Genomic DNA, 23,782 nt, shown 5'->3' with positions numbered 1-23,782 from the left:
CCGTTCCCGGGGGCCGTCGGCGGCATCGTCGCGGCCGCCCCCGGGGCCGGCTGATCTTCGTTGGAGACTAACCGAACTCGGCGGGCGCGTCGTCCCTGGTGGGCGTGGCACGCCGACGGGAACCGGCATGGCCCGCCGGCCGCAACGCGTGGCACACGCCGACGGCGACGGTCGTGGCCTGCCGACGGCAGGGGCAGGGCTCCCCGGTCAGCGCTCCCCCGGGACGGCGTTGTGGAGCGCACGGCGCTCGGCCATCCTGCGGTGCATGACCGTCCCCCCAGTCCCGCGACCACGCACCCGGCGCGCCGCGGTGGTCGCCGCGGCGATCGCCGCGCTGCTGCTGCCTGCGTGCGCGGGGGCGGACGAGGGGTCGGCCGGCGGCGACGGTGGCGCGACCGCGCCGGGGACCGGCGGGTCGACCGCACCGGGGACCGGGGGAAGCTCCGCGCCGGGAACCGGCGGTGCGTCCGGCCTCCCTGCGCCCTACGGCGAGCCGGTCATGTCCCGTATCGCGCTCGAGCCCCGCTGCGAGGGAGGGACCGCGACCGACAGGCCGGAGACCCAGATCAGCCTCCCGGACGCGCCGCGGGGCGCCGACGGACGGACGGCGATGCCCTCGACGGCCACCGCTTCGACCCGTCGGGCCGACTCCGCGGTCCACGCGGTCCGGGCGGTCCACGCGGCCCACGCCACCAGTCCGCGCACCTTCATCCCCCCGGCCGACGGGGTCGTCGAGCAGGTCGCCGTCGACGTCGTGTCCCCTCCCACGGACCCTGTGCTCGAGCTCGTCATCACCCTCACCGGTCCCGGCGGGGAGCCCCGCTACGAGGCCGAGACCGCGCGGATCTGGTTCCGACCGGCGAACGACGAGGGACCCAACCGGGGGTTCGTCGTCGTCGACGGTGAGATCGTCGACCCTGTGCCGTTCGACAAGCCACTCGTCGTCTCACCCGCGGGTGGCACCACACGGATCGAGGTGGCCCCGTACGGGTGCCCGACGGACCCTCCGCCCCCGACCACGGCAGGCGACCCGTCACCGGTCCTCATCGCCGAGCCGCTGCCCGACGGCGACTACCTCATGGTCGTCGAGGGCACCGCGGAGCCCGTCGAGCGGCAGGACGACGACCCTGGCCTCTACACGAGCTGGGCGGTGGAGCCCATGCCGGTCACGGTGACCGACGGAGTGGTCTCGGGCGTCGGCTACGACGGCCCCAACGCGGAGGAGGAGCAAGGCTGATGGGTACCGACACGGGTGGCAGGAACCGGTTCGCCCTGCGGCGCCGGGGGTTCGCGGTGCTCGGCGCGGCGCTGCTCCTGGCCGGGTGCGGCGACACGGAGGCGCCCGGGACGCGAGGGGGCGGCGGGTCCGGGGGCTCCGACGGGTCGGGCGTGACGAACCTGCCCGCCCCGTACGGCGAGCAGCTGACGATGAGCGGGAGCGCGGACGGCCTGTGCGGCACCGAGACGCGCATGACCGCCGACATGTACATCGACTGGCCCGGCACGACCGGTCCGAGCGGCGGCGGGAGAGGCGAGCAGGACACCGAGCGTGGCCCCGTGCAGGTGGGTGCCCGGCTCCCGGATGAGGCAGGGGCCGTTCCGGCCGCGAGCGCACAGGCGCACCCAGCACGATCCGCGGCGCCCTCCCCGCGGTCGCGGATCATGCCGGACGAGGGGATCGTCGAGGAGGTCGGCGTCGAGGTCGTCTCCGACCCGGGCGACCCGGTCCTCCGGCTCGAGATCACCCTCACCGGCCCCGAGCGGGACGACCCCTACCTCACGGAGTCCCTCTCGGTCTCCTTCCTCACGACCGACGACGACCAGCGATGGGTCGGCTTCGCCGCGCACGACGGCGAGCTCACCCAGCGCCTCCCGCTCGACGAGCCGATCGCGCCGTCCCCCGAGGGGACGACCACCACGGTCGAGGTGGTGCCGGTGGCCTGCCCCGACGGCGATGCGACGAGCTTCACGGCGGACCCCCTCGCCGACGGGAGCTACGACCTGTCGATCTTCGGCAGCCTCGCGCCCGCCGAGGAGCCGGAGGACGGCCGCACCGGGCACGCGATGTGGGGGCAGGACCACACCAGGGTCACCGTCACCGGCGGCGTCGTCGACGGCGCCGGCTACGACGGACCGAACTCGTACGGGAACTGACGACAGGAGACGACGATGTCGAGAGCGATCGCCCGCCGGACGGCGACAGCGCCAGGCCCCGCGTGGACGCGGGGACTTCCCGCGCTGGCTGCCCTCGCTCTCCTCACTGCCTCGTGCGGTGGCGGGACGGACGAGCCCACCACGACCGGAACCGGCACGGGCCCCGCGGAAGGCACGGAGAGCACGGAGGACGGCCCGGAGGAGCCGATGGTCGAGGTCACCGACGTGGCGCGCACCGAGTGCGGCCGGACCTGGGAGGAGGCGTACGGCAGCGGCGCCTCGGACGGCACCGACGGCGAGATCGACGGCTCCGCGCCGGCGGGCACTGACACCGGGGCGGCCGGCGCGCACGCGGGCGGACCGGCCGACGTCGCCGAGGTGGTGGACGACGGGAGCCACCGGGCCGCACCCGTGTCGGCAACGGTGCGCACGGCCGCCCCGCCGCCGGACCCCGAGCTCGTCCAGACCTACGAGCGTCGGGTGCTCCCCGAGCGCACGGCCGACGGCGTGCTCGCGCTCGAGCTCACCCTCCATGGTCCCGAGGACGCGACCTCCACGCAGCGCCTCGAGGAGGTGTCCGTCGAGATCCGCGACGCGGAGGCCCTGCGATGGGTCGGGCACGCCGTCGTCGACGGCGCCGTCAGCGCCGCCGTCCCCGCGGAACCGGCCGTCGACGTCGGCTCCGAGCCGGCAACCACGACCATCGAGATCGAGCCGTGGGCCTGCCCTGCCGAGCTCGCCGCGGAGGACGAGGCGGCCTGGGACCGACTGCCCGACGGCGACTACCAGCTCGTGCTCCGGGGTGACCTGGAGCCGGAGCCGGGGCAGGCGTCCGGCCCGCGAGGAACCTGGTCGACGGACCACATCCCGCTGACGGTCGAGGACGGCGAGCTGCACGTGGCCGACACGAGGTACCCGCACGACAACCAGTACCTCGTCACCGGCACGGGCTGAACGGCGACCGCCGCGCGAGCGTCAGCCACGCGGACGCCGGGCGAGCGAGCGTCAGCCGCGCGCCCGGCGCCTGAAGAGGGACGCCGCCAGGACGACACCGACGAGCGTGGCGCCCGCGAGCCAGAGTGCGGCGAGCCACCCGGCGTCGCCCACCGGCTGGTCGAGGAGTAGCCCGCGCAGCGTCTGGACCACCGGAGTCATCGGCTGGTGCTCGGCGAAGACGCGCAACGCCCCGGGCATCGACTCCGCCGGGACGAACGCGTCGGACGCGTACGGCAGGAAGAGGGCGAAGAACGCGAACGCGCCGGCGGCCTGCGCCGAGCGCACGAGGAGCCCCCAGACGACCCCGAGCGCCGACAGCGCGAGGATGTAGCCGGTCACCAGAGCGAGCACCAGCAGCCAGTCCGACGGCGAGGCCGCCGGCCGGAACCCGACCGCTACGGCAGTGAGCAGGGCGACCGCCGTCGTCACGAGGTTGCGAACCACCGAGGCGACGACGTAGGCGGACGGCACCGTCCACGACGCGACCGGGAGGGTGCGGAACCGGTCGACGATCCCGCCGGTCATGTCCTCGGCCACGCCGACGGCGGTGTTCGCCGCGCCGTACCCGGCGGCGAGCACGACGATCGCGGGCGCCACGAAGTCCACGTAGGAGAGGTCGGAGCCCCCGAGGTCGATCGCCCCGCCGAACACGTAGACGAATGCGAGCGTGATCATCACCGGCAGAAGGAGCGAGACGATGATGCCGTCGACCTGGCGGAGCTCGCGAAGCAGCGAACGGTGGGTGAGCAGTGCGAGGTCCCCGAGCGCGTGGCCGCGGCGGGACCCGTCCGATCCCGCGTCCGGTGGTCCCGACCGGGAGTCGGTCCGGGACGCGGTGGCGAGGGCAGTGGTCGGCGTGGTCATGCGCGGGCTCCTGTCAGGGTGAGGAAGACGTCGTCGAGGGTGGGGCGGCGCAGGTCGACGTCGTCGACCTGGAGCCCGGCGTCCGCCAGGACGGTGAGCGCCCGGCGGAGGTGGTCGGGGTCCGCGAGCGGGAGCTCGATCCCGGCCCGGTCGCCGATGGATCCCTCGACGGCGACGGCCGCCGGCCCGAGGAGCACGGCCGCCCGGGCGGCATCGCGGATCGGCAGGGTGAGCGCGAGGCGGTCGGTCCCGACCTGTCGCTTGAGGGCCGCCGGGGTGTCGTCCGCGACGATCTGCCCGCCGTCGATGACGGCGATCCGGTCGGCGAGCTGGTCGGCCTCCTCCAGGTACTGGGTCGTCAGCAGGATGGTGGTGCCGCTCGCGCTCAGCTCACGCACGACCGTCCACAGGTCCGCGCGGCTGCGCGGGTCGAGGCCGGTGGTCGGCTCGTCGAGGAAGAGGATGCTCGGCCGGGCGACCATCGAGGCCGCCAGGTCGAGCCGGCGCCGCATGCCTCCGGAGTAGGTACCCGCCGGCCGGCGTGCGGCGCCCGTGAGGTCGAACGTCTCGAGGAGCTCGGCGGCACGCCGTCGGGCGCCGTTCCGACCGAGACCGGTGAGCCCGCCGAACAGCAGGAGGTTCTCCTCGCCGGTGAGCAGGGGGTCGACCGTGGCCTGCTGGGCGGTGAGGCCGATCCGGGCGCGCACCTCCGGCCCCTCGTCCACGACGTCGAACCCCGCCACGCGCACCGTGCCCGCGTCGGCGGGGAGCAAGGTGGACAGGATCCGCACGGTCGTCGTCTTTCCCGAGCCGTTGGGGCCGAGGAGGGCGAGCAGCCCGCCCTCCTCGACCGTGAGGTCGATGCCCTGCAGGACGCGTGCGGCGCCGAAGGATCTCTCGAGGCCCACGACCTCGATGGCTGGTGCCGACATAGGTGCTCCTTATTGCGTATTACCTACGGTGTACTTCATACGCTAATGCCGGTGGCGGGCGACGTCTAGGGTGATCGCGAGGTGAGGAGGGACATGTCCGCAACGGACGACGAGGCGGCGGACGTCCTGGCGGCGATGCCAACGGGCCTCGCCCGGCAGTGGGGGTTCGTCGAGCCCTCCCGCCGTGGGCCGAAGGCCCGCCTGAGCTTCGCCCAGGTCGTCGGCTCCGCCGTGGCGATCGCCGACGAGGCGGGACTCGACGCGGTCTCGATGGCCGCGGTCGCGAGCCGGCTCGGCGTGGCCCCGATGTCCCTCTACCGGCACGTGGACAGCAAGGACCAGCTGCTCGAGGCGATGGCGGACGCCGTCCTCGACGAGCCACCTGAGGTCGGTGACTCGGGCTGGCGCCGCTACCTCGCCGGCTGGACCCGGGCGAGCCGCGACCAGCTGATCACCCGCCCGTGGCTCGTCGACACGCCGCGCAACGGGCCGCCGCTGGGACCGAGGTCGATCGCGTGGCTCGAGCACGGGCTGCAGGGACTGCGTGGCACCCCGCTCGACGGCGGCGAGAAGATCAACGTCCTCACCACGCTCAACGCCTACGCGTTCTCCGAAGCGTCCCTCGCCGTGGCCATGGGTCGGGCCGCCGGTGCCCGCGCGGACGCGGGACTCGCCGAGGTCGAGGCGTACGGCAGGCTCCTCGCGGCGCTCGCGTCCACGCGCGGCCTCGACGAGGTGGCGGCGGTCGCGCGGGCCGGGGTGTTCTCGGGCGGTGAGGAATGGCTTCTCGACTCCGACTTCGTGTTCGGCCTCGACCTCCTGCTCGATGGTGTCGAGGCGTTGGTCGCACGCCGGACCGGCTGACGGACCTCTCCCCTCCCACGCCGTGCCACGCGCTGTCGCCCCTCCGGCACGATGACCGCATGGCATCCCACTCGGCACTGCCCACGCAGCGTCCCCGACGCTCCGCCGCACTCCTCGCCGCCGCGGGCTCGGCGCTCGCCCTGGCCGCCTGCACCGGCGGGCCGCAGGGCACGGGCGGACCGGAGGAGCCGGACACACCGTCCAGCGCCGCGCCGAGCGACGTCGCCTGGACCCAACGAGCGGTCGAGGTCTGCGGCACCCCGATCGACGAGGTCTACCGGCCCACGGGGGACACCTCGGCCGTCGACCACGTCGCGGTGACGCTCCTCGACGGCTCGACGTCCGCGCAGCTCGAGATCGAGGTCGAGCTCGGCGGCCCGGGCTACGACTCGATCGACCTGTTCGCGAGCGACGTCTTCGTCGTCCTCGTCGACCCGGCATCAGGTTCCGTGTCCGCCGTCATGGCCGCCGAGGGGGAGGCCGTGACGTTCACCGAGCTCGCGGACCCGATCGAGATCGGGGCCCCGGCCGAGAGCACGACGACCGCGGTCCCGGTGCCCTGCGGGGACCACGCACCGACCGACCAGGTCGGTGTCGAGCCGCTGCCGGACGGCGACTACGAGCTCGTCGTCGAGGGCGATCTCTTCTCCCCCGGCGCGGCGTTCGAGCAGCCGATCAGCTGGGCGGCCGAGCCGTTCCCGATCGAGGTCGCCGGCGGCGCCGTCACCGCCGGCTGAGCCCGACGACGGGCGCAACCGCGGGCGTGGCCACCGGCCGAGCCGACCAGGACGTGCGCGGGTCAGGGGCCCGCACCCTGACCGGCGCTACCGTGTCGGTGTGATGCTCCTCGCGGAAGACCTCACCCTGCTCCTGCTCGACGACGACTCGGGCCGGTTCACTGCGCACTCCTCCCTCGACGCCGCGCTCGGCGGCGCCCTGCTCGCCGAGCTCGCGCTCGGCGGCTGGGTCGTCATCGGGGACCCCTCGGGCATGTTCAAGCGGTCGACCGTCCGCCCGACCGACGCGCCGGCCCCCGGGCACCAGGTCCTCGCCGAGGCGCTCGCCGAGGTCGCGGCCAAGGAGCGCTCGACGAACGAGCTGGTCACCCGCCTCGGCCGGGCCGCCAAGGAGCCGTTGCTCGAGTCGCTCGCCGCCCGCGGGATCCTGCGCCGCGAGCGCGGCCGGGTGCTCGGCCTCTTCCCGTCCACGACCTGGCCGACCGCCGACGCCACCCACGAGCAGCAGATGCGTGCGGCGCTCACCGACGGCATCGCCACCGGCAGGGGTGACGAGCGGGTCATCGCCCTCCTGTCCGTCCTCTCGGCGATCGACATGGCGCACAAGGTGCTGCCGGTCGACGGGCTCGGCAACCGCGAGATCCGCCGCCGCGTGCGGGAGATGGCCGAGGGCGACCTGTCCGCCAAGGCCGTGAAGGACGCGGTCGGCGCCATCGACGCCGCGGTCACCGCGGCCATCGTCACCGCCACCGTCACCTCCAGCTGAGCGCGGCTCAGGCGGGCCGCACGCGCAGCTCGCCCGGCCAGGCCGACCGCACCTCCGCGGTGAGCCGGTCGAACCAGCCCGGACCCACCACCGCCGAGGCGCCCCCGAGCGCGGCGCCGAACTCCTCGGTCGTGCCCCGGGCACGCGCCTCCTGCAGCGCGAGCACGGGCACCCCGAGAGAGTCGAGCCGGCGCGCGAGCTCGACCGCCCGGTCGGCACCGGCCCCGCCGGGGTGGACGGTCAGTCGGACCTCGAGCTCCAGGGGTCTTGCCCGGCGGGCGGCGAGCGCCAGCTCGAGGCTGCGCCACGCACGGCGGCCGGACCCGCCGCGGCCGACCACCACCGGGTAGTCCTCGGGCATCGCCTTGACGTCGAGCCCGAGGAACTCCAGGTGCGGCAGGACGGCGGCGAGCCGGTCCGGGTACGCGCCGGCGGTGTGCAGGCCGACGCCGAGGCCCGCCGCATGCACCTCGCGCACCGCCGGCAGCAGGGCCGGCTGCCGCGTGGCCTCCCCACCGGAGAACACGACGCCGTCGAGGAGGCCGCGGCGCCGACCGAGAAGGTCCCTCACCCGTTCCCACGGGACCTGCCCCGGGATCCGGGGGTCGATGAGCTCCACGTTCTGGCAGTAGCCGCACGCCCACGGGCACCCCTGGGTGAACACCGTGGCCACGAGGTGGTCCGGCCAGTCCACGCCGCTCAGAGGCACGAGGCCGGCGAGCTCGAGGTCGTCAGCGCTCACGGGCGCGCGGCCGGTCGTCATGCGCCCGCGCCCACCAGGTGCGGCTCGGCAGCCGCCTCGGTGAACATCGTCCGCTCGGCGTACTCGCCCTTCTTGCCGATGTTGAAGCTCGACACGGGCCGGAAGTAGCCCATGACGCGGGTCCAGACCTCGCAGGGGACGGGTTCGGCGTCGGGCCGCTCCGCGGCGCACCGGTCGCAGAACAGGTGCTCGCCCGCGAGGTAGCCGTGCGTCGGGCACAGGGAGAACGTCGGCGTGACGGTGAGGTACGGGAGCCGGAACCGCTCGAGCGCGCGGCGCACGAGGGCGGCGCAGGCCACCCCGGAGGACAGCTGCTCGTTCATGTAGAGGTGGAGCACCGTGCCGCCGGTGTACTTCTGCTGCAGCTCGTCCTGCATCTCGAGAGCCTCGAAGGGGTCGTCGGTGTGCGCGACCGGCACCTGCGAGGAGTTCGTGTAGTACGGCTGCTGCTCGGTGCCGGCCTGGAGGATGCCGGCGAACCGCTTCCGGTCCTCCTTGGCGAACCGGTAGGTCGCGCCCTCGGCGGGCGTGGCCTCGAGGTTGAACATGTGGCCGGTCGACTCCTGCACGTCGACCAGACGCGCGCGCACGTGGTCGAGGATCCGCGCCGTCATCTCGTGGCCCTCCGGGTCGGTGAGGTCGAGCCGGTCGCCGGAGAAGTTGCGGACCATCTCGTTCATGCCGTTGACGCCGATGGTGGAGAAGTGGTTGTCGAGCGTGCCGAGGTAGCGGCGCGTGTACGGGTAGAGGCCACGGTCGATGAGGTCCTGGACGGTGGTGCGGCGCTGCTCGAGGACGTCGGCGGCGAGATCGACGAGCCGGTCGAGCTCGGCGACGAGGGCGCCCTCGTCCCCGGCGAACCGGTAGCCGAGGCGGGCCATGTTGACGGTGACGACACCGACGGACCCGGTGAGCTCGGCCGACCCGAACAGGCCGTTGCCCCGCTTGAGGAGCTCCCGCAGGTCGAGCTGGAGCCGGCAACACATCGACCGGATCATCCCGGGGTCGAGGTCGGAGCTGATGAAGTTCTGGAAGTACGGCAGGCCGTACCGCGCCGTCATCTCGAACAGGAGCCGCGCGTTGTCGCTGTCCCAGTCGAAGTCCTTGGTGATGTTGTACGTGGGGATGGGGAACGTGAAGACCCGCCCGGCGTCGTCCCCGCGACTCATCACCGTGAGGAAGGCACGGTTGACGACGTCCATCTCCGCCCGCAGGTCGCCGTAGGTGAAGTCGCAGACCTCGCCGCCGATCACCGGGTGGACGTCGACGAGGTCCGCCGGGCAGGTCCAGTCGAGGGTGAGGTTGGTGAACGGGGTCTGGGTGCCCCAGCGCGAGGGGACGTTGAGGTTGAAGATCAGCTCCTGCATGCACTGCTCGACCTCGTCGTCGGTCATCGAGTCGAGGCGGACGAACGGGGCGAGGTAGGTGTCGAACGAGGAGAACGCCTGCGCGCCGGCCCACTCGTTCTGGAGGGTGCCGAAGAAGTTGACGATCTGGCCGCACGCCGACGAGAGGTGCCGCGCGGGGGCCGAGGAGATCGCACCGGGCACGCCGTTGAACCCCTCCTCGAGCAGCCGGCGCAGCGACCAGCCGGCGCAGTAGCCGGCGAGCATGTCGAGGTCGTGGATGTGCAGGTCCCCCTCGCGGTGGGCGGCCCCGGCCTCCGGCGCGAAGACGTGGGAGAGCCAGTAGTTGGCGACGACCTTCCCCGAGGTGTTGAGCATGAGGCCACCGAGCGAGTAGCCCTGGTTGGCGTTGGCGTTGACCCGCCAGTCGGCGCGGTCGAGGTACTCCTCGATCGTGCTCCTGGGGTCGACGAGGGGTGCTGCGCTCACGGTGCGTCCTCCTCCGACGGTCCGGCCGATCGGCCGGGTGAGTTCCGCACGCTAGAGGTCACGCCACTAGATCTTGTGGTCATTTCTCTCTGCGACACAAGATGTAGTGGTGCATAACGGTCGCCCCGTGGAATCTCGACGACGGAGCGGGACCTTGGTCCCGGTCCGTCCCGAGGTGTTCACGGCCTCGGCGCACAATGTGCCGGTGACCTCCCTCGTCGACCTCCTGCGCCGCATCGGCGCCGACGACGAGCGCCTCGTCCACCTCGAACACCTGCCGGCGCGACCCGCGCGCACGGCCGACTGGCCCGACTGGGCCGATCCCGACCTCGTCGCCGGGTACCGCCGCCTCGGCGTCGCACGACCATGGACGCACCAGGTGACGGCCGCCCAGGCCGTCCACGAGGGGCGGCACACCGCCGTCGCCACCGGCACCGGATCGGGCAAGTCGATGGCGGTGTGGCTCCCCGCGCTCTCGGCCGTCCGCGCCGGGGCGCTCGCGGCCGTCGGGCCCGACGCCGGGTCGATCGCCCGCCACACTCGCCGCCCCACCGCTCTCTACCTCGCGCCGACCAAGGCCCTCGCCCACGACCAGGCAACGGCGCTGGAGTCCCTCCTCGCCGCGAGCACACCGGCCTCGGCGCGCGTGGCGACGTGCGACGGCGACACCCCCGACGCCGAGCGGGACTGGGCACGCGAGCACGCCGACGTCGTCCTCACCAACCCCGACTTCGTCCACTACTCGGTGCTGCCCTCGCGCCGCCGTTGGGAGCGGATGCTGCGCGGGCTGTCCGTCGTCGTCGTCGACGAGGCGCACGCCTACCGCGGCGTCCTGGGCGCGCACGTCGCGCTTGTCGTGCGCCGGCTCCTGCGCGTGGCCCGGCACCTCGGCGCGGACCCGACGGTCGTCTGCCTGTCCGCGACGAGCGCGCAGCCCGGTGTCGCGGCGGCCCGGATCGTCGGCACGTCCCCCGACGAGGTGGTGGTGGTCGACGACGACGCCTCCCCCGCCGGCGACCGCTACCTCGCGCTGTGGCAGCCGGCCCCGGCCGACCGCTGGGGTTCCGCCACTGCCGAGAGTGCGGTTCAGGTGGACGACGTCGAGAGTGCGGCTCAGCGGGCGAGGACGGGCACCGCGGGCGGCGGCCTCGTCGACGACGCCCCACGCGGGGGCTCCGACGACGACCCGTGGGCGCTGCCCGCCGACGCCGTCGCCGCCGAGGAGGAGGGACTCGACCGGGACCAGGCCGACGAGATCGAGCGCCGCTCCGCGCTCGCCGAGTGCGCCGAGCTCGTGGCTGACCTCGTGCCGGCAGGCGCCCGGACGCTCGCGTTCGTCCGCTCCCGCCGTGGGGCCGAGGCGCTCGCCGAGTCCGCCCGCCGGCACCTGGCATTCGTCTCGCCGGCGCTCGCCGACACCGTCCGCGCCTACCGGGGCGGGTACCTCCCGGAGGAGCGGCGCGAGCTCGAGGCACAGCTGCGCTCGGGCGAGGTCCTCGCGATGGCGACGACCAACGCGCTCGAGCTCGGCATCGACGTCTCGGGGCTCGACGCGGTCCTGCTGTGCGGGTGGCCGGGGTCGCGCGCGTCGATGTGGCAGCAGGCGGGGCGGGCCGGTCGCGCGGGCGCGGACGGCGTGGCGGTCCTCGTCGCCTCGGCCGACCCCCTGGACTCCTTCCTCGTCCACCACCCGGAGGCCGTCCTCGGGGAGCCGGTCGAGGCCACGGTCTTCGACCCGGCCAATCCCCACGTGCTCGCCCCGCACCTGTGCGCCGCCGCCGCGGAGCTCCCGCTGACGGAGCCGGACCTCGCGCTCTTCGGGATCGACGACGAGCGTGGTCTTGCCCTGCTCGACCACCTGACGAACGCGCTCGGCCTGCTCCGCCGCCGACCGACCGGGTGGTACTGGGACGTGGCCAACAGCGTGCGCGCGCAGGACCTCACCTCGCTGCGCGGCAGCACCGAGCGGCAGGTCCAGATCGTCGAGTCCGCCACCGGCACCGTGCTCGGCACGGTCGACGCGGCGGGCGCCGACACCGCCGTGCACCCGGGTGCGGTCTACGTCCACCAGGGCCGGGTGCTGCTCGTCGAGACGCGGGTCGACGACGTCGCAATGGTCACCGACGGCGCCCACCTCCCCTACCGGACGCGGGCGCGCAGCAGCTCGAGCGTCCGGTTCCTCTCCGAGGAGACCGTGGTCGAGCGCGGCGGCGTGCGCTGGGCCACCGGCGAGGTCGAGATCACCGGCCGGGTCGACTCGTTCGTGCGCTACCGGGTCCCGGACCAGCGGCAGATCGGGGTCGAGCAGCTCGACCTCGAGGCCCGGACGTTCCGGACCGTGGGGACGTGGTGGACGCTCGACGAGGACACGGTCGAGGCGGCCGGCATCGATCCGGGCCGCCTCGGCGGGGCGCTGCACGCGGCCGAGCACGCCTCGATCGGCATGCTGCCGCTGCTCGCCACGTGCGACCGGTGGGACATCGGCGGGCTCTCGACCGAGGCGCACGACCAGACCGGACGGCCCACGGTCGTCGTCCACGACGGGTTCCCCGGCGGCGCCGGGTTCGCGCGCCGCGGGTTCGACGCCTCGGTCGAGTGGGTCCGCGCCACGCTCGAGACGGTGCGGACGTGCCCCTGCGTCGCCGGCTGCCCGCGCTGCGTGCAGTCGCCCAAGTGCGGGAACGGCAACTCACCGCTCGACAAGGCCGGGGCGATCCGGCTGCTCACCCTCCTGTCCGAGGCCGCCGATCAGCACCCCGACGCCGAGCCGTTCGTCCCGCCCGCCGGCGAGATCTGACCGGGTCCCGACCGACGGCCCGCGGTCGCCGCACAGCTCCCCGGGCGTCGGCGTGCCCCACGCCAGGCACTCACCGCACCGGTCCGGCCCGGGCGTGGGCCACGGCGTCGTAGGTCCCGAGCACGCCGAGGTCGACGACGACGGTCGCCGAGACGACCACCTCCTCGTCCTCGACCGTGCACGAGAGCGCGACCGCGTCGTTCTCCCCGACCACCCGGGCGGACCGCGCGCACGCCTCGGCGGGCACCGTGCCGTGCTGGACGGCACCCGCCGCGGCGAGCGACCCGAGGTCCGCTGCGCCCTGGGCCTCCTGGCGCGCGACCTGGACGCGGGCGAGGGCGAGCACGCCGACGAGGAGCACGAGCATGGCGGCGACGACCCCGGCGACGAGGACGGTCGCCGCTCCCCGCTCGGGGTCCGTCCGGGGCCGGCGCTCGCCACGCGCCTCCCGGGACCCGCCCGTCACGGCGTGCCCCCGACCAGCGCCTCCTCCGGGACGGCGCTCGCGCTCGCCGTCACCTGGCCGCCGGTCACGGCGAGCGGGCCGGGCCAGCCGGCGACGACCTCGACGACGACGAGGCCGTCGTCCCGCCGGACCGTGATCGTCGCGTCGTCCGGGGCGAGCTGCCGCGCGTGGGCGAGGACCACCTCGGAGCTCTCGCCCGCGGCGGCCGCCCGGGCACCCGCCTGGGCCGCGTCCGTCGCCCGGATGTGCTGCGCCCCGGTCGCGATGGCGGCGAGGACGAGCAGGAGGACGAGGGCGACGGCGGGCAGGACGACGGCGAGCTCGGCGGTGACCATGCCGCGCTCGTCGTCGTCGGGGCGGGTGTCCCCAGGGGCGGGAGCCCGGCGCGCGGCCGGGGGCCGGGCACTGGGCCCGACCCCCGGCTGTGGGCGCGTGGACATCAGACTCCGAGCGCCCGCGTGATGAGCCCCGTCACCATGGAGATGACGGCGTCGCCGTTGAGGATCCCGATGAGGGCGGCGGCCAGGCCCGCCGCCGCCACGGTGCCGATGGCGTACTCGGCGGTCGCCATGCCCGCCTCGGGGTCCTCCGCCGCGAGCTCGTGCCGCGAACGGAGCGTGGTGCTGAGGCGGTGGGCCGCCTGGGTGATCGTGTGCATGTCGTCAGTCCTTCCCCGGTTCCAACCGGTGTGCGCCCGACCCGGTGCCGGGCTCGCAGGACCAGGCTGCCGAGATCGCGCGGTCCGCCGTCGGGCACCCGCCTCGGCCTGTGCACAGGGATGCAGCACGGCAGCCTGTGGGGACCGGAGCGCTCAACCGCCGAGGAGGTCGAGGCCGGCGCCGAGCACCACCGGGAGGATGCCGAGCAGGACGAACGCCGGCAGGAAGCACAGGCCGAGCGGGAGGACGAGACGGACGCCGAGGCGCGCGGCGGCCTCCTCGGCGACGCGCGCCCGGTCGGCCCGCAGGTTCGTCGCCCGCACGTCGAGGAGCGGGCCGGGGTCGGCGCCGTCGTTCCACGCCGGCTCGAGGCAGTCGGCGAGCGCCCGCGCGTCCGGCGGGACGTCGGCCCACGCCTCCTCCCAGGGCGCTCCGAGGAGCAGGAGCTCGCCCGCGGTGCACAGGGAGCCGGCGACCGTGCCGTCGCCGATCTCGGCCACCGAGTCCCCGAGGGCACGCAGGGCGCCGGGGACCGAGCTCCCGGCCGCGAGCGTCGCCGCGCACAGGTCGAGCAGGACGGCGGGGTCGAGGCGGAGACCGGGCAGCTCCGGGCGGTGGGGCGGCTCCGGCTCCGGGGCCGGACGGGTGAGCAGCCAGGGTGCGACGGCGGCCAGCGCGAGGAGGAGCAGCTGGAGGTTCATGCGTCGGCCGTCTCGGCCCGGCGCTCCTCACGGAGCACCCACCACCAGCCCGCGACGAGGAACGTCAGGCCGAGGACGAGGCAGACGGTACCGATCCCGCCGTCGAGGAGGACCGCGACCGGGTCGGCGCCGACGGCCGCCCCCAGCAGCAGGCCGAGCAGCGGGAGCCAGCCCAGGAGCCGGCCGGTCGCGCGCGGCCCGGCGAGGGCCACGGTGCGGGCGCCGGCGGCGCGGGCGGACTCGGCGATGCCGGACGCGCTGCGGTCGAGGATCTCGGCGAGCGGCGCACCGGTGGCGTGCGTGACGCGGCAGGCCGCCACCACGCCGGCGAGCGCCCCTCGGGCGGAGGCCCGCTCCGCCCGGCTGCCGAGCCTCGGCCCCTCGCGCCGTCCCAGGCCCGGACGACCGCCGGAGGGGTCGCCCCCGGCACCGGGACCGGCACCAGGCCGGGCACCCCGCCGGCCGACCCCGAGCCGCTCGGCCAGAGAGATGAGCTCGACCGGCACGCCGCTGTCGTCGAGCACGGCGCCGCGCACGGGTGTGCCCGACGATGCAGCCCTCGCCCCACCCGACGACGCTCCCGCCGATCCGACCGTCGGCGCACCTCTCGACGCGGCCGACGCACCCACGGTCGACACCCCGGAAGCCGCACCCGCCGGCGTGGCGATCCCGGAGCGGTCGAGCGCGAGCGCCCAGGCCCGGGCGGGGTCCGACCCCGCCCGCAGACGCATCGCCACCTCGGAGACGAGGAGTCCGGGGTCGAGGCGTGCCCGTCGCACGCGCCCGCGACGACCCCGAGCAGCGCCCACCCCGGCCACACCGCTCGCACGCCGGGCGAGTCGCCGCACCCGCCGCGGGGGCGGCGCGAGGAGCAGCACGGCGAGCGCCACGAGGAGGCCCGCACCCAGCGCGCCGGGGCTCATGCGACCGCCACTCTCGCACCGGCCCCGAGCGCAGCAGCCACGGCCGCATCCCCGACCCGACTGGCCAGCCGGTCCACGCCCGGCCCGGCGCTCACCCGCCCGTCCGCCGCGACGGTCAGCGCCTCGACGCACTCGAGGCGGTCGCCGATCCGGTGCAGCACCCCGACCTGGGCGAGGTGCCGCCGTCCGTCGGTGCGCCGCAGGTGGACGACCGCGTCGATCCCGGAGGCGGCCTGCGCGGCGAGGGTCGACTCGGACATGCCCGCGAGCGCCGCGAGCGCGACGAGCCGGCTCGGCACGTCCTGCGCGGTGTTCGCGTGGACCGTCGCCCACCCGCCCTCGTGCCCGGTGTTGAGGGCGCCGAGGACGTCCCGGATCTCGGCGCCCCGGCACTCGCCGAGCACGATGCGGTCCGGGCGCATGCGCATGGCGGCCCGGACGAGGTCCGCGAGGGTGATCTCGCCGGCCATCTGCACGTTGGGGCGCCGTACCTGGAGGTGGACGACGTGCGGGTGGGCGGGCCGCAGCTCGACCGAGTCCTCGAGGCACACGATCCTCTCGCCGGGGTCGGCGAGGCCGAGGAGCGCGGCGAGCGTGGTCGTCTTGCCCGTGCCCGTCGCGCCCGAGAGCACGACGTTGGCCCGCGCGGTCACGAGCGCGCGCAGCACCGGCGCCGCGTGCGCGGGCACGGCTCGCAGCGCCACGAGGTCCGCGAGCGAGAGGGTCGTGTCCCGGAAGGTGCGCAGCGAGATCGTCGTGCCGTCGGCGGCGAGCGGCGGGATGACGGCGTGCAGCCGGGTCCCGTCGGGCAGGGTGCCGTCGACCACCGGAGCGGCGTCGTCGAGGCGGCGGCCGCACGCCGCGGCGAGCCGGGTGGCCAGTCCCCGCACCGCGCCCTCGTCACCGAGGACCCGCCGCGGGTCCGGCACGCGCACGAGCCCGTCGCCACGGTCGGCCCACACGCCGGTGGGACCGTTGACGAGGACGTCCGTGACGTCGGGGGCGGCGAGCAGCGGGGCGAGCAGCGTGCCCGCGCCGAGGAGCTCGGCCCGCAGGTCGTGCTCGAGCCGCAGGAGGGTGCCCGAGCCGAGCGCCCCGGCGGTCCCGGCGTCGAGGGCCTCGCCGAGGGTGCGGCCCGCCGCGACCTCGGCGCGCACCCAGGACGCACCGGACCGGGCGGTCGGGCGCGCCCTCACGAGGCGATCCCCAGCGCCCCGGCGGCCTCCTCGGCGGCGCTCCGCAGGGGGCCGCGCCGCGTGCCCGGCACCACCCCGTGCTCGACCCCGGCCTCGAGGGAGCGCACGTGCTTGACGACAGTGCGCAGCGGCAGCCCGCAGGCCTCCGCGACGTCGGTCGCGAGGACGTCCTCGCCGGCCCGACGGCGCACGACGAGGGACACCTCGGGCCCGCCCGGCGTCGCCGCCAGCGACCTCGCCACGGCCGCCGCCGCACCACCACCCCGCAGGCCGGCGCCAGCCACGAGCAGCAGGTGGTCGAGCTCCTCGACCAGGGGGTGCCGTCCGTCGTCGGAGCGGGCGAGCACGGTCCGCGGCAGGTCGAGGACCATGACGTCGGTGGCCTGGGCGACCGCTCGCACGGCGCGGGTGACGACCGGCTCGTCGACGTCGGCCCCGCCGCGCAGGTCGCCGCCGAGCAGGCGGACGTGCTCGAACGCCGGCAGCGAGGTGGTGAGTCGGTCGGGCAGCAGGGTGCCCTCCTGGCGCCTGAGGTCCGCCCACCGGGTGCCGGGGTCGCGCTCGAGCCCGGTGAGCAGCTCGACGACCCCGCCGGCCGGGTCGAGGTCGACGAGCACCGTCGGGGTCCCGGCCCGCACGGGCACGCGGGACAGCGCGACGGCGAACGTCGTGGCGCCCGCCCCGCCGTGCGCACCGACCACGCCGACCCGGACGGCACGCGCCGTGACGGCGCCCAGCAGCAGGTCGAGCAGCCGCTCCTCGTCCCGGGGCACCTGGAGGCGGGCACCCACCTCGGGTCCGGCGACGACGACGAGCTCCCCCGCGCCCACGTCGTCCAGGACGATCGCCGCGCCCCGCCAGTCGTCGCTCACCCGCAGGCCGCCGAGGTCGGCGAGCCGCCGCACCGCGGCCCGGCCGGCCGAGTCCGGGTCCCCTCCTCGCACGGCCGCGACCGCCGTCGTCCCACCCATGGTCCTCCCCACTCCCCGGCGCACCCTGCGCCGTCCGGACCGACGCTGCCGCAGCACGAGCTCGGCGCGCTCCCCCGGCGTCCCGCCTGTGGACAGATCGCCGTGAGGACGCCCTGTGGACCCGCGTGCCCGTGCGCCGGTCGCCCGCCGACCACCTCGGCGCCGCCGACCGGAGAACCGTCGAGGCGGGGAGCACGGCCCCCTCCCGGCGTCGCTCGGCACCTCGGCCGCGCGACTACCCTGGTCCCGACTCGCCCGACCCGCGGGCGCCCGACCGGAGGGCCAGTGCTCGATGTCGTCGCCGTCGGGAGTCCCTCCCACTCCGGAGTCCGCGGAGACGCCCGACGAGACCGACGGCGCCCCGCCCCGCCCCGACACGGGTGACGCCACCACAGCAGGAGCCACCACCCCCGGTGCCACCGGCACGCGAGCCGCCCGCACCGGCGCGACCTCGGCCGGACGCGCCCGTCGCAGCCGCCCGTACCGGCGCCGCACCCGGCTGCCCCAGCACGCCTGGGCCGTCGTGTTCGCGATCCTCCTGGTCCCCGGCACGGTCGGGGTCCTCGCGGTCCTGCCGTGGGCCTCGGACCGGGTGGTCGCGGCGTCCGGTACGGGTACCGCGCTCGGCCCGACAGCCGCGCTCCTCGGCCTCACCCTCGCGGCCCTCACGCTCAGCTGGCTCGTCGGGTGGGCGACGGCCGTCTTCTCCTCCCTCACGTCCTGGCTGTACGCGCTCGGCGCCTGGCTCGTGGTCTCGCTCTCGTCGGACCGGCTCGCGCAGGCCGAGGTCGCCGCGCCGTTCCGCCGGGCCGCGGACGGCCTGCGCGTCCTCGCCGAGCACGGGACGGCCACGGTCGCGGTCGTCCTCGTCGCGGGCGTCGCGATCGGGACCTCGATCGCCCGCCGCAACGGCCGGTCGGACGAGCGCGCCGAGGCGACGACCGGCCACGAGCGCCCGCGCCGCGGCGACCACGTCCTCGCCACCGCGCCGGCCGTCGCCCTCGGGGCACTGGGCGCGTGGCTCGTCGCTCTCGCGTCGCCGGGCGTGCCGGACGGCAACGGATGGACGTCGTGGCTCCTTCTCCTGGGCGCGCTCGTCCTCGCCGCCTGCGCGGCCACCGCCGGCATCTCCTCGATCGGCGGGCAGATCGCCGGCGGCCTGCTCGTCGTGCTCTGCCTCCTGCACACCTCGCTCCTGGGCACCGGCCCCTCCCCGGTCGAGCTGGACCCCGGGCAGTCCTCGAGCGCGCTGGCGGACGGCACGCTCCTCGTCCTCGGCATCGTGCTGGCGATGGGGGTCTCGGGGGCGCACTGGGCGCGCCGCTCGGGCAAACGCTACGAGCGCACCGAGATGGCCATCGCCCAGGTCTCCCGTGCCGCGCGGCAGGCACGCTCCCGCCGCGTGTGACGCCCGCAACGCGCCGGGGCGCCTCCGCGGCGCGTGCCGGGTGCGGTCGTAGCGTGGCGTGACGAGCGGTGGGAGGCGGTCCCGCCGTACCCACGCCAGGCCGAGGAGGCAGTCACGGTGACGGACAACCCGAGCACGGACGGGTCGCGCACGTCGGCCGACGACGAGCTCGCGGCGGCCCGGCGCCGCGCCCTCCTGCCCACCTCCTCCCCCGAGCGGCTCCGTCCGCACGGCGGGGACGACACCCTCGCGCGCATGCCGGCGGTCGGGTCCGACGAGGCGGAGCGGTCCGTGGAAGGCACGAACGCCCCCGACGACGACGCACCCCGCGACGTCCCACCCGCCGACGACGCCACCGCGCCGGTCGACGAGGTCGAGGTGGCCCCCGACGCGCAGGTCGACGAGCCCGGCGCGATCCCGGCCACTCACGCCGACGAGTCGCAGACCGACGAGCCGCAGACCGACGAGCCGCAGACCGACGACGCGGTCCCGGTGGACGACCAGGCCCCGCACGGCGCGACCGGGAGCGGTGCGCGCGCAGCCGACCCGGCGGAGGCATGGGAGACGTCGATCGACGCCCCGCCCGCACCCACCGGCGAGGACCTCGACGAGCACCCGCAGGGCGGTGCCGGAGACGACACCCGGGCCGTCGACACGAACGAGACGCGGCCGATGACGGCTCCCGACGGCGACGAGACCCGGCCGCTGGACGGCCCCGCGCAGGACCAGACCGGGGACGCGGACGCCGCCAGCACGGCTATCCACGCACCCGGCGACGCATCGCCCACCGAGGACGACGTCGACGCCGACAGCTGGGACGCTGCCTTCGCCTCCGGCGGCGACGGGGTCCCCACCGCCACCGACCGCCCCACCGGTACCGGGGCCGCCGGTGCGACCGCCGCCGGTGCGACCGCGACGGGCGCAGCGACCGCCACGGCCGACGACGACTCCCCGGCCGACGGCTCGGAGGCCATCGACGCGTCCGCCGCCGAGCCCTCCGACACCGACACCTCGGGCGACGACACCTCGGACGACGACGACTCCTGGACGCCGCTGTTCGCCGCGTCCCGCGCGGCCGTCGCCCGCAGCGGCAGCAGCGCCGGGTCCGCCGACTCGGCCACCGGGCACGCCGCCGGGTCCGCCGATTCCGACGGGACAGCCACGACCCGCACACCGGATGCCGCCGGCGACGCCACCACCGACGACCCGGGGACCGGCTCCGGCGCGGCGACCGCCACGCTCGCCACCGGTGCCGCCGGCCTCGCCGCCCGCGGCCGCCGCACGCCCGAGGGCACGGCCGCCGGGGCCGCGAGCGGGACCGCCGCCGGCGCCACCTCGGCCGACGCCCGGACCACGGGCCGGACCACCGACCGACGCTCGACCGAGGACGGACTGCCCGACACCTGGCGCGGGGACGCCCCCCAGGACACCCCGCCGAGCCGTGGCGCCGGCACCCACCTGTGGGTCCTCCTCGCCTCGCTCGTCCTCGCCCCGGTCGCCTGGTACCTCGTCACCGACGCGGGCCGTCGGCTCACCAACGGCGAGAACACCGCCTGGGTGACCGGCGACGTCGTCGTCGAGCACGTGGCGGAGCTCGGGGCGGGCGCCGTCCTCGTCCTGCTCCTCGTCCTCCTCTCCCGGGTCAGCTCGATCGGCGCCTGGGTGTGGGGAGTCGTGGGCACGCTGCTCGGCGCCGCCTGGCTCGTCGTGCCCGGCCCGCTGTCCGACCTGATCCAGCCGGTCCTCGACGGGATCAGCGACCTCTCGGGGGTCGGCGCGCTCGGCGAGAACGTGGCCGCCCACCTCGTCACCGACGGATCGTCGGGCCGTCTGCTGCTGTACGGGCTCGCGCTCGTCGGCGTCGCCGCCGCCACGCACGGGGCGCGCAGGGCCGGCCGCGCGGAGGGCGTCTTCGCCGCGGAGGAGCAGCGCGCCACCCGGCCCCGGGGCTAGGCTCGTTCCCGGACACGAACCGGGCCCGCGTGGCCCGCAACGGCAAAGGGGCCCCGAATTGACGACCGACGACCTGACCGGCGGCGTGGACAACCTCCTCACCGAGACGCGGACGTTCGCGCCCGACCCGGACTTCACCGCACAGGCAAACGCCGGCGCGGAGCTCTACGAGCGCGCCGCCGCCGACCGCGAGGCGTTCTGGCTCGACCAGGCCCGCGACCTGCTCACCTGGCGCACGGTGCCCACCGAGTCCCTCGACTGGTCGGGCGCGCCCGTCGCCCGCTGGTTCGCCGACGGCACGCTCAACGCGTGCGAGAACGCCGTCGACCGGCACGTGGCGGCCGGCAACGGCGACCGCGTGGCCATCCACTTCGAGGGCGAGCCGGGCGACCGCTACGACCTCACCTACGCGGAGCTGCTCGAGCAGGTCTCGCGCGCCGCGGGTGCGCTGGAGGCGCTCGGTGTCACCACCGGGGACCGCGTGGCGATCTACCTGCCGATGATCCCCGAGGCCGTCGTCGCGATGCTCGCCTGCGCGCGGATCGGCGCCGTGCACTCGGTCGTGTTCGGCGGGTTCTCGGCCGACGCCCTCCACTCGCGGATCATCGACGGCGACGCCCGGCTCGTCATCACGGCCGACGGCGGCTGGCGGCGCGGCAAGCAGCTCCCCCTCAAGCGGGCCGTCGACGACGCGCTGGCCAAGGGCGGCACGAACGTCGAGCACGTGCTCGTGGTGCGCCGCACGGGCCAGGACACGGACTGGACCGATGGCCGCGACGTCGAGTGGGCCGAGGCCCTCGCCGCCGCGCCGGCCACCCACGAGCCGGTCGCCGTCGAGGCCGAGCACCCGCTGTTCATCCTCTACACCTCGGGCACCACGGGGAAGCCGAAGGGCATCCTCCACACGACCGGCGGCTACCTCACCCAGTCGCAGTACACGTTCCGCAACGTGTTCGACCACAAGCCGGGCCAGGACGTCTACTGGTGCACGGCCGACGTCGGCTGGGTCACCGGGCACTCGTACGTCACCTACGGCCCCCTCGCCGACGGCGCCACGCAGGTGGTCTACGAGGGCACGCCCGACGCCCCGCACCAGGGCCGCTGGTGGGAGATCGTCGAGCGGTACGGCGTCACGCTCCTGTACACGTCCCCGACCGCGATCCGCACGTGCATGAAGTGGGGCGAGGAGGTCCCGGGGAAGTTCGACCTCACGAGCCTGCGGCTGCTCGGCAGCGTCGGCGAGCCCATCAACCCCGAGGCGTGGATGTGGTACCGCCGCGTCATCGGCGGCGAGCGCACCCCGATCGTCGACACGTGGTGGCAGACCGAGACCGGCGCCATCATGATCGCCCCGCTGCCCGGCGTCACCGAGACGCAGCCCGGCTCCGCGACCCAGCCCCTGCCCGGCATCTCGGCGGAGGTCCTCGACGACGCGGGCGAGGTCGTGAGCAACGGCCAGGGCGGCTACCTCGCACTGACCGCCCCGTGGCCGTCGATGACGCGCGGCATCTGGGGCGACCCGCAGCGCTTCGTCGACACGTACTGGTCGCGGTTCCCGGGCCGCTACTTCGCCGGCGACGGCGCCCGGAAGGACGACCGCGGCGACATCTGGTTCCTCGGCCGGGTCGACGACGTGATGAACGTGTCCGGGCACCGCCTCTCGACCACCGAGATCGAGTCGTCCCTCGTCTCGCACCCCAAGGTCGCCGAGGCCGCGGTGGTCGGCGCGAGCGACGACACGACCGGCCAGGCCGTCGTCGCGTTCGTCATCCTGCGCGGGGACGCGGTCCACGAGGCGGACGAGGTCGGGGAGGGCGCCGACGTCGTCGCCGAGCTGCGGACGCACGTCGCCACCCAGATCGGCCCGATCGCGCGCCCGCGCACCGTCCACGTCGTCGCCGAGCTGCCGAAGACCCGCTCGGGGAAGATCATGCGGCGCCTGCTGCGCGACGTGGCCGAGGGCCGCGACGCCGGCGACGTGACGACGCTGGCCGACACCACGGTGATGGACCAGATCGCCAAGGGGATGTCCCAGGCCTGACGGCCCGGACCTCTGCCCCCGGGTCAGACCACCCCGACGCGGGGGCAGAGGTCCGCGAGCACGCACGCGCCGCAGGCGGGCGCGCGCGACGTGCACACGGCGCGCCCGTGGGCGATGAGCCGGTGACAGGCGAAGGTCCAGTCCGCCTCCGGGAGCTCGCGGGCCAGGTCCTTCTCGACGGCGAGGGGCGCGTCCGCCGCAGTGAGCCCGAGGCGCCGCGCGAGCCGGCCCACGTGGGTGTCGACCGTGATCGCCGGGACGTCGAAGACGTTGCCGAGGACGACGTGGGCGGTCTTGCGCCCGACCCCGGGCAGCGCGGTCAGGGCGTCCCGGTCGGCGGAGACCTCCCCCGCGTGGTCACGCTCGAGGGCGGCGGCCAGACCGATCAGCTGGCCCGCCCGCCGCGCCTGGAACCCGAGGACGCGCACGACGGCGCGCACGTCGTCCTCGGACGCGGCGGCGAGATCGGCGGGCGTGGGCCACCGGTCGAACAGCTCGGGGGTGACGGTGTTGACCCGTTCGTCCGTGGTCTGCGCCGACAGCACGGTGGCCACGAGCAGCTCGAACGCGTTGCGGTGGTCGAGGGCGCAGCGGGCGTCCGGGTAGGCGCGCTGCAGCGCGGCGTCGATCTCCCGACCGCGCCGGGTGCCGCCGCCACGGCCCGCACCACCTCGTTCGCGGCGTCCGACCGACACCTCGGCGGCCGTCTGCGCAGATCCCCGGACCACGAAGCGATGGTACGTCGCGGCGAGGCTG

The 23,782-nt window shown here is 75.6% G+C and carries 22 protein-coding genes; 10 read left to right on the top strand and 12 right to left on the bottom strand.

Going from position 1 to position 23,782, the window contains the following annotated elements:
• Positions 1–265: 265 nt before the first annotated feature.
• From ACPYO6_RS08310 to ACPYO6_RS08300, 3 genes are read left to right on the top strand one after another with little or no spacing between them, the layout of a single operon-like run.
• Positions 266–1,237 carry a hypothetical protein gene (locus tag ACPYO6_RS08310; protein ID WP_425714388.1) on the top strand — a complete coding sequence of 324 codons (972 nt, stop codon included), beginning with the start codon at positions 266–268 and terminating at the stop codon, positions 1,235–1,237.
• Positions 1,237–2,154, top strand: a complete 918-nt coding sequence (locus ACPYO6_RS08305; protein WP_425714387.1) for a hypothetical protein — start codon at positions 1,237–1,239, stop codon at positions 2,152–2,154. Before ACPYO6_RS08310 ends, ACPYO6_RS08305 begins: the two co-directional genes overlap by 1 nt.
• 15 nt (positions 2,155–2,169) lie before the next feature.
• Positions 2,170–3,108 carry a hypothetical protein gene (locus ACPYO6_RS08300; protein WP_425714386.1) on the top strand — a complete coding sequence of 313 codons (939 nt, stop codon included), beginning with the start codon at positions 2,170–2,172 and terminating at the stop codon, positions 3,106–3,108.
• 51 nt (positions 3,109–3,159) lie between these two features.
• Here the strand turns inward: ACPYO6_RS08300 and ACPYO6_RS08295 are convergent, their stop codons facing one another.
• Positions 3,160–4,014 (bottom strand): ABC transporter permease, encoded by an 855-nt coding sequence (locus ACPYO6_RS08295; RefSeq protein ID WP_425714385.1) that lies wholly within the window; start codon positions 4,012–4,014, stop codon positions 3,160–3,162.
• The gene (locus ACPYO6_RS08290; RefSeq protein ID WP_425714384.1) at positions 4,011–4,946 is read right to left on the bottom strand and encodes an ATP-binding cassette domain-containing protein; all 936 of its coding nucleotides are present in this window, start codon (positions 4,944–4,946) and stop codon (positions 4,011–4,013) included. Before ACPYO6_RS08290 ends, ACPYO6_RS08295 begins: the two co-directional genes overlap by 4 nt.
• A gap of 93 nt (positions 4,947–5,039) precedes the next feature.
• Here ACPYO6_RS08290 and ACPYO6_RS08285 point away from each other — a divergent pair, with 93 nt between their 5' ends.
• The 3 genes from ACPYO6_RS08285 to ACPYO6_RS08275 all read left to right on the top strand — a co-directional run bounded on the left by ACPYO6_RS08285 (position 5,040) and on the right by ACPYO6_RS08275 (position 7,313).
• Positions 5,040–5,810, top strand: coding sequence for a TetR/AcrR family transcriptional regulator (locus tag ACPYO6_RS08285; protein WP_425714383.1), 771 nt, complete (start codon positions 5,040–5,042; stop codon positions 5,808–5,810).
• A 59-nt stretch (positions 5,811–5,869) separates the two neighbouring features.
• Positions 5,870–6,547 carry a hypothetical protein gene (locus ACPYO6_RS08280; protein ID WP_425714382.1) on the top strand — a complete coding sequence of 226 codons (678 nt, stop codon included), beginning with the start codon at positions 5,870–5,872 and terminating at the stop codon, positions 6,545–6,547.
• A 103-nt stretch (positions 6,548–6,650) separates the two neighbouring features.
• Positions 6,651–7,313 (top strand): GOLPH3/VPS74 family protein, encoded by a 663-nt coding sequence (locus tag ACPYO6_RS08275; protein ID WP_425714471.1) that lies wholly within the window; start codon positions 6,651–6,653, stop codon positions 7,311–7,313.
• 7 nt (positions 7,314–7,320) lie between these two features.
• Here the strand turns inward: ACPYO6_RS08275 and ACPYO6_RS08270 are convergent, their stop codons facing one another.
• Together ACPYO6_RS08270 and ACPYO6_RS08265 are read right to left on the bottom strand one after the other, a co-directional pair.
• Positions 7,321–8,055: an anaerobic ribonucleoside-triphosphate reductase activating protein gene (locus ACPYO6_RS08270; protein WP_425714381.1), complete on the bottom strand. Its 735-nt coding sequence runs from the start codon at positions 8,053–8,055 to the stop codon at positions 7,321–7,323.
• Positions 8,056–8,072: 17 nt separating this feature from the next.
• Positions 8,073–9,911 carry a ribonucleoside triphosphate reductase gene (locus ACPYO6_RS08265; protein ID WP_425714380.1) on the bottom strand — a complete coding sequence of 613 codons (1,839 nt, stop codon included), beginning with the start codon at positions 9,909–9,911 and terminating at the stop codon, positions 8,073–8,075.
• A 205-nt stretch (positions 9,912–10,116) separates the two neighbouring features.
• Here ACPYO6_RS08265 and ACPYO6_RS08260 point away from each other — a divergent pair, with 205 nt between their 5' ends.
• Positions 10,117–12,708, top strand: a complete 2,592-nt coding sequence (locus tag ACPYO6_RS08260) for a DEAD/DEAH box helicase (RefSeq protein ID WP_425714379.1) — start codon at positions 10,117–10,119, stop codon at positions 12,706–12,708.
• 70 nt (positions 12,709–12,778) lie between these two features.
• Here ACPYO6_RS08260 and ACPYO6_RS08255 read toward each other — a convergent pair whose 3' ends face one another.
• The 7 genes from ACPYO6_RS08255 to ACPYO6_RS08225 all read right to left on the bottom strand — a co-directional run bounded on the left by ACPYO6_RS08255 (position 12,779) and on the right by ACPYO6_RS08225 (position 17,624).
• Positions 12,779–13,174, bottom strand: a complete 396-nt coding sequence (locus tag ACPYO6_RS08255; RefSeq protein WP_425714378.1) for an Rv3654c family TadE-like protein — start codon at positions 13,172–13,174, stop codon at positions 12,779–12,781.
• Positions 13,171–13,614 (bottom strand): TadE family type IV pilus minor pilin, encoded by a 444-nt coding sequence (locus tag ACPYO6_RS08250; protein WP_425714377.1) that lies wholly within the window; start codon positions 13,612–13,614, stop codon positions 13,171–13,173. The genes ACPYO6_RS08255 and ACPYO6_RS08250 overlap by 4 nt, the downstream gene beginning before the upstream one ends.
• Positions 13,614–13,832 (bottom strand): DUF4244 domain-containing protein, encoded by a 219-nt coding sequence (locus ACPYO6_RS08245; RefSeq protein WP_425714376.1) that lies wholly within the window; start codon positions 13,830–13,832, stop codon positions 13,614–13,616. The genes ACPYO6_RS08250 and ACPYO6_RS08245 overlap by 1 nt, the downstream gene beginning before the upstream one ends.
• 153 nt (positions 13,833–13,985) lie before the next feature.
• A complete protein-coding gene (locus ACPYO6_RS08240; RefSeq protein ID WP_425714375.1) occupies positions 13,986–14,534 on the bottom strand; it encodes a type II secretion system F family protein in 549 nt (182 codons plus the stop codon).
• On the bottom strand, positions 14,531–15,457 hold the full coding sequence (locus ACPYO6_RS08235; protein WP_425714374.1) for a hypothetical protein: 927 nt from the start codon (positions 15,455–15,457) through the stop codon (positions 14,531–14,533). The genes ACPYO6_RS08240 and ACPYO6_RS08235 overlap by 4 nt, the downstream gene beginning before the upstream one ends.
• Positions 15,454–16,653 carry a TadA family conjugal transfer-associated ATPase gene (locus tag ACPYO6_RS08230; protein ID WP_425714373.1) on the bottom strand — a complete coding sequence of 400 codons (1,200 nt, stop codon included), beginning with the start codon at positions 16,651–16,653 and terminating at the stop codon, positions 15,454–15,456. Before ACPYO6_RS08230 ends, ACPYO6_RS08235 begins: the two co-directional genes overlap by 4 nt.
• Positions 16,650–17,624: a hypothetical protein gene (locus tag ACPYO6_RS08225; protein WP_425714372.1), complete on the bottom strand. Its 975-nt coding sequence runs from the start codon at positions 17,622–17,624 to the stop codon at positions 16,650–16,652. Before ACPYO6_RS08225 ends, ACPYO6_RS08230 begins: the two co-directional genes overlap by 4 nt.
• Positions 17,625–17,916: 292 nt before the next feature.
• Here ACPYO6_RS08225 and ACPYO6_RS08220 point away from each other — a divergent pair, with 292 nt between their 5' ends.
• From ACPYO6_RS08220 to acs, 3 genes are all read left to right on the top strand, one after another.
• Positions 17,917–19,032, top strand: coding sequence for a hypothetical protein (locus ACPYO6_RS08220; RefSeq protein ID WP_425714371.1), 1,116 nt, complete (start codon positions 17,917–17,919; stop codon positions 19,030–19,032).
• A gap of 117 nt (positions 19,033–19,149) precedes the next feature.
• Positions 19,150–20,985 (top strand): hypothetical protein, encoded by a 1,836-nt coding sequence (locus tag ACPYO6_RS08215; protein ID WP_425714370.1) that lies wholly within the window; start codon positions 19,150–19,152, stop codon positions 20,983–20,985.
• Positions 20,986–21,043: 58 nt separating this feature from the next.
• Complete coding sequence (gene acs / locus ACPYO6_RS08210) at positions 21,044–23,026, top strand: acetate--CoA ligase (protein ID WP_425714369.1); 1,983 nt, start codon at positions 21,044–21,046, stop codon at positions 23,024–23,026.
• A gap of 23 nt (positions 23,027–23,049) precedes the next feature.
• Here acs and nth read toward each other — a convergent pair whose 3' ends face one another.
• Positions 23,050–23,754: an endonuclease III gene (nth, locus tag ACPYO6_RS08205; RefSeq protein WP_425714368.1), complete on the bottom strand. Its 705-nt coding sequence runs from the start codon at positions 23,752–23,754 to the stop codon at positions 23,050–23,052.
• Positions 23,755–23,782 lie beyond the last annotated feature (28 nt).

This window comes from Georgenia sp. Z1344 (genome assembly GCF_049856295.1).
Taxonomy (GTDB): Bacteria; Actinomycetota; Actinomycetes; order Actinomycetales; family Actinomycetaceae; genus JB111.
This window is presented reverse-complemented; position numbering and strand designations above follow the sequence as displayed.

Bases quoted from the DNA above. Each gene is read 5' to 3' on its own strand.
- ACPYO6_RS08310 (WP_425714388.1), top strand. From the start codon at position 266: ATGACCGTCCCCCCAGTCCCGCGACCACGCACCCGGCGCGCCGCGGTG.
- ACPYO6_RS08305 (WP_425714387.1), top strand. From the start codon at position 1,237: ATGGGTACCGACACGGGTGGCAGGAACCGGTTCGCCCTGCGGCGCCGG.
- ACPYO6_RS08300 (WP_425714386.1), top strand. From the start codon at position 2,170: ATGTCGAGAGCGATCGCCCGCCGGACGGCGACAGCGCCAGGCCCCGCG.
- ACPYO6_RS08295 (WP_425714385.1), bottom strand. From the start codon at position 4,014: ATGACCACGCCGACCACTGCCCTCGCCACCGCGTCCCGGACCGACTCC.
- ACPYO6_RS08290 (WP_425714384.1), bottom strand. From the start codon at position 4,946: ATGTCGGCACCAGCCATCGAGGTCGTGGGCCTCGAGAGATCCTTCGGC.
- ACPYO6_RS08285 (WP_425714383.1), top strand. From the start codon at position 5,040: ATGTCCGCAACGGACGACGAGGCGGCGGACGTCCTGGCGGCGATGCCA.
- ACPYO6_RS08280 (WP_425714382.1), top strand. From the start codon at position 5,870: ATGGCATCCCACTCGGCACTGCCCACGCAGCGTCCCCGACGCTCCGCC.
- ACPYO6_RS08275 (WP_425714471.1), top strand. From the start codon at position 6,651: ATGCTCCTCGCGGAAGACCTCACCCTGCTCCTGCTCGACGACGACTCG.
- ACPYO6_RS08250 (WP_425714377.1), bottom strand. From the start codon at position 13,614: ATGTCCACGCGCCCACAGCCGGGGGTCGGGCCCAGTGCCCGGCCCCCG.
- ACPYO6_RS08245 (WP_425714376.1), bottom strand. From the start codon at position 13,832: ATGCACACGATCACCCAGGCGGCCCACCGCCTCAGCACCACGCTCCGT.
- ACPYO6_RS08240 (WP_425714375.1), bottom strand. From the start codon at position 14,534: ATGAACCTCCAGCTGCTCCTCCTCGCGCTGGCCGCCGTCGCACCCTGG.
- ACPYO6_RS08235 (WP_425714374.1), bottom strand. From the start codon at position 15,457: ATGAGCCCCGGCGCGCTGGGTGCGGGCCTCCTCGTGGCGCTCGCCGTG.
- ACPYO6_RS08225 (WP_425714372.1), bottom strand. From the start codon at position 17,624: ATGGGTGGGACGACGGCGGTCGCGGCCGTGCGAGGAGGGGACCCGGAC.
- ACPYO6_RS08220 (WP_425714371.1), top strand. From the start codon at position 17,917: ATGTCGTCGCCGTCGGGAGTCCCTCCCACTCCGGAGTCCGCGGAGACG.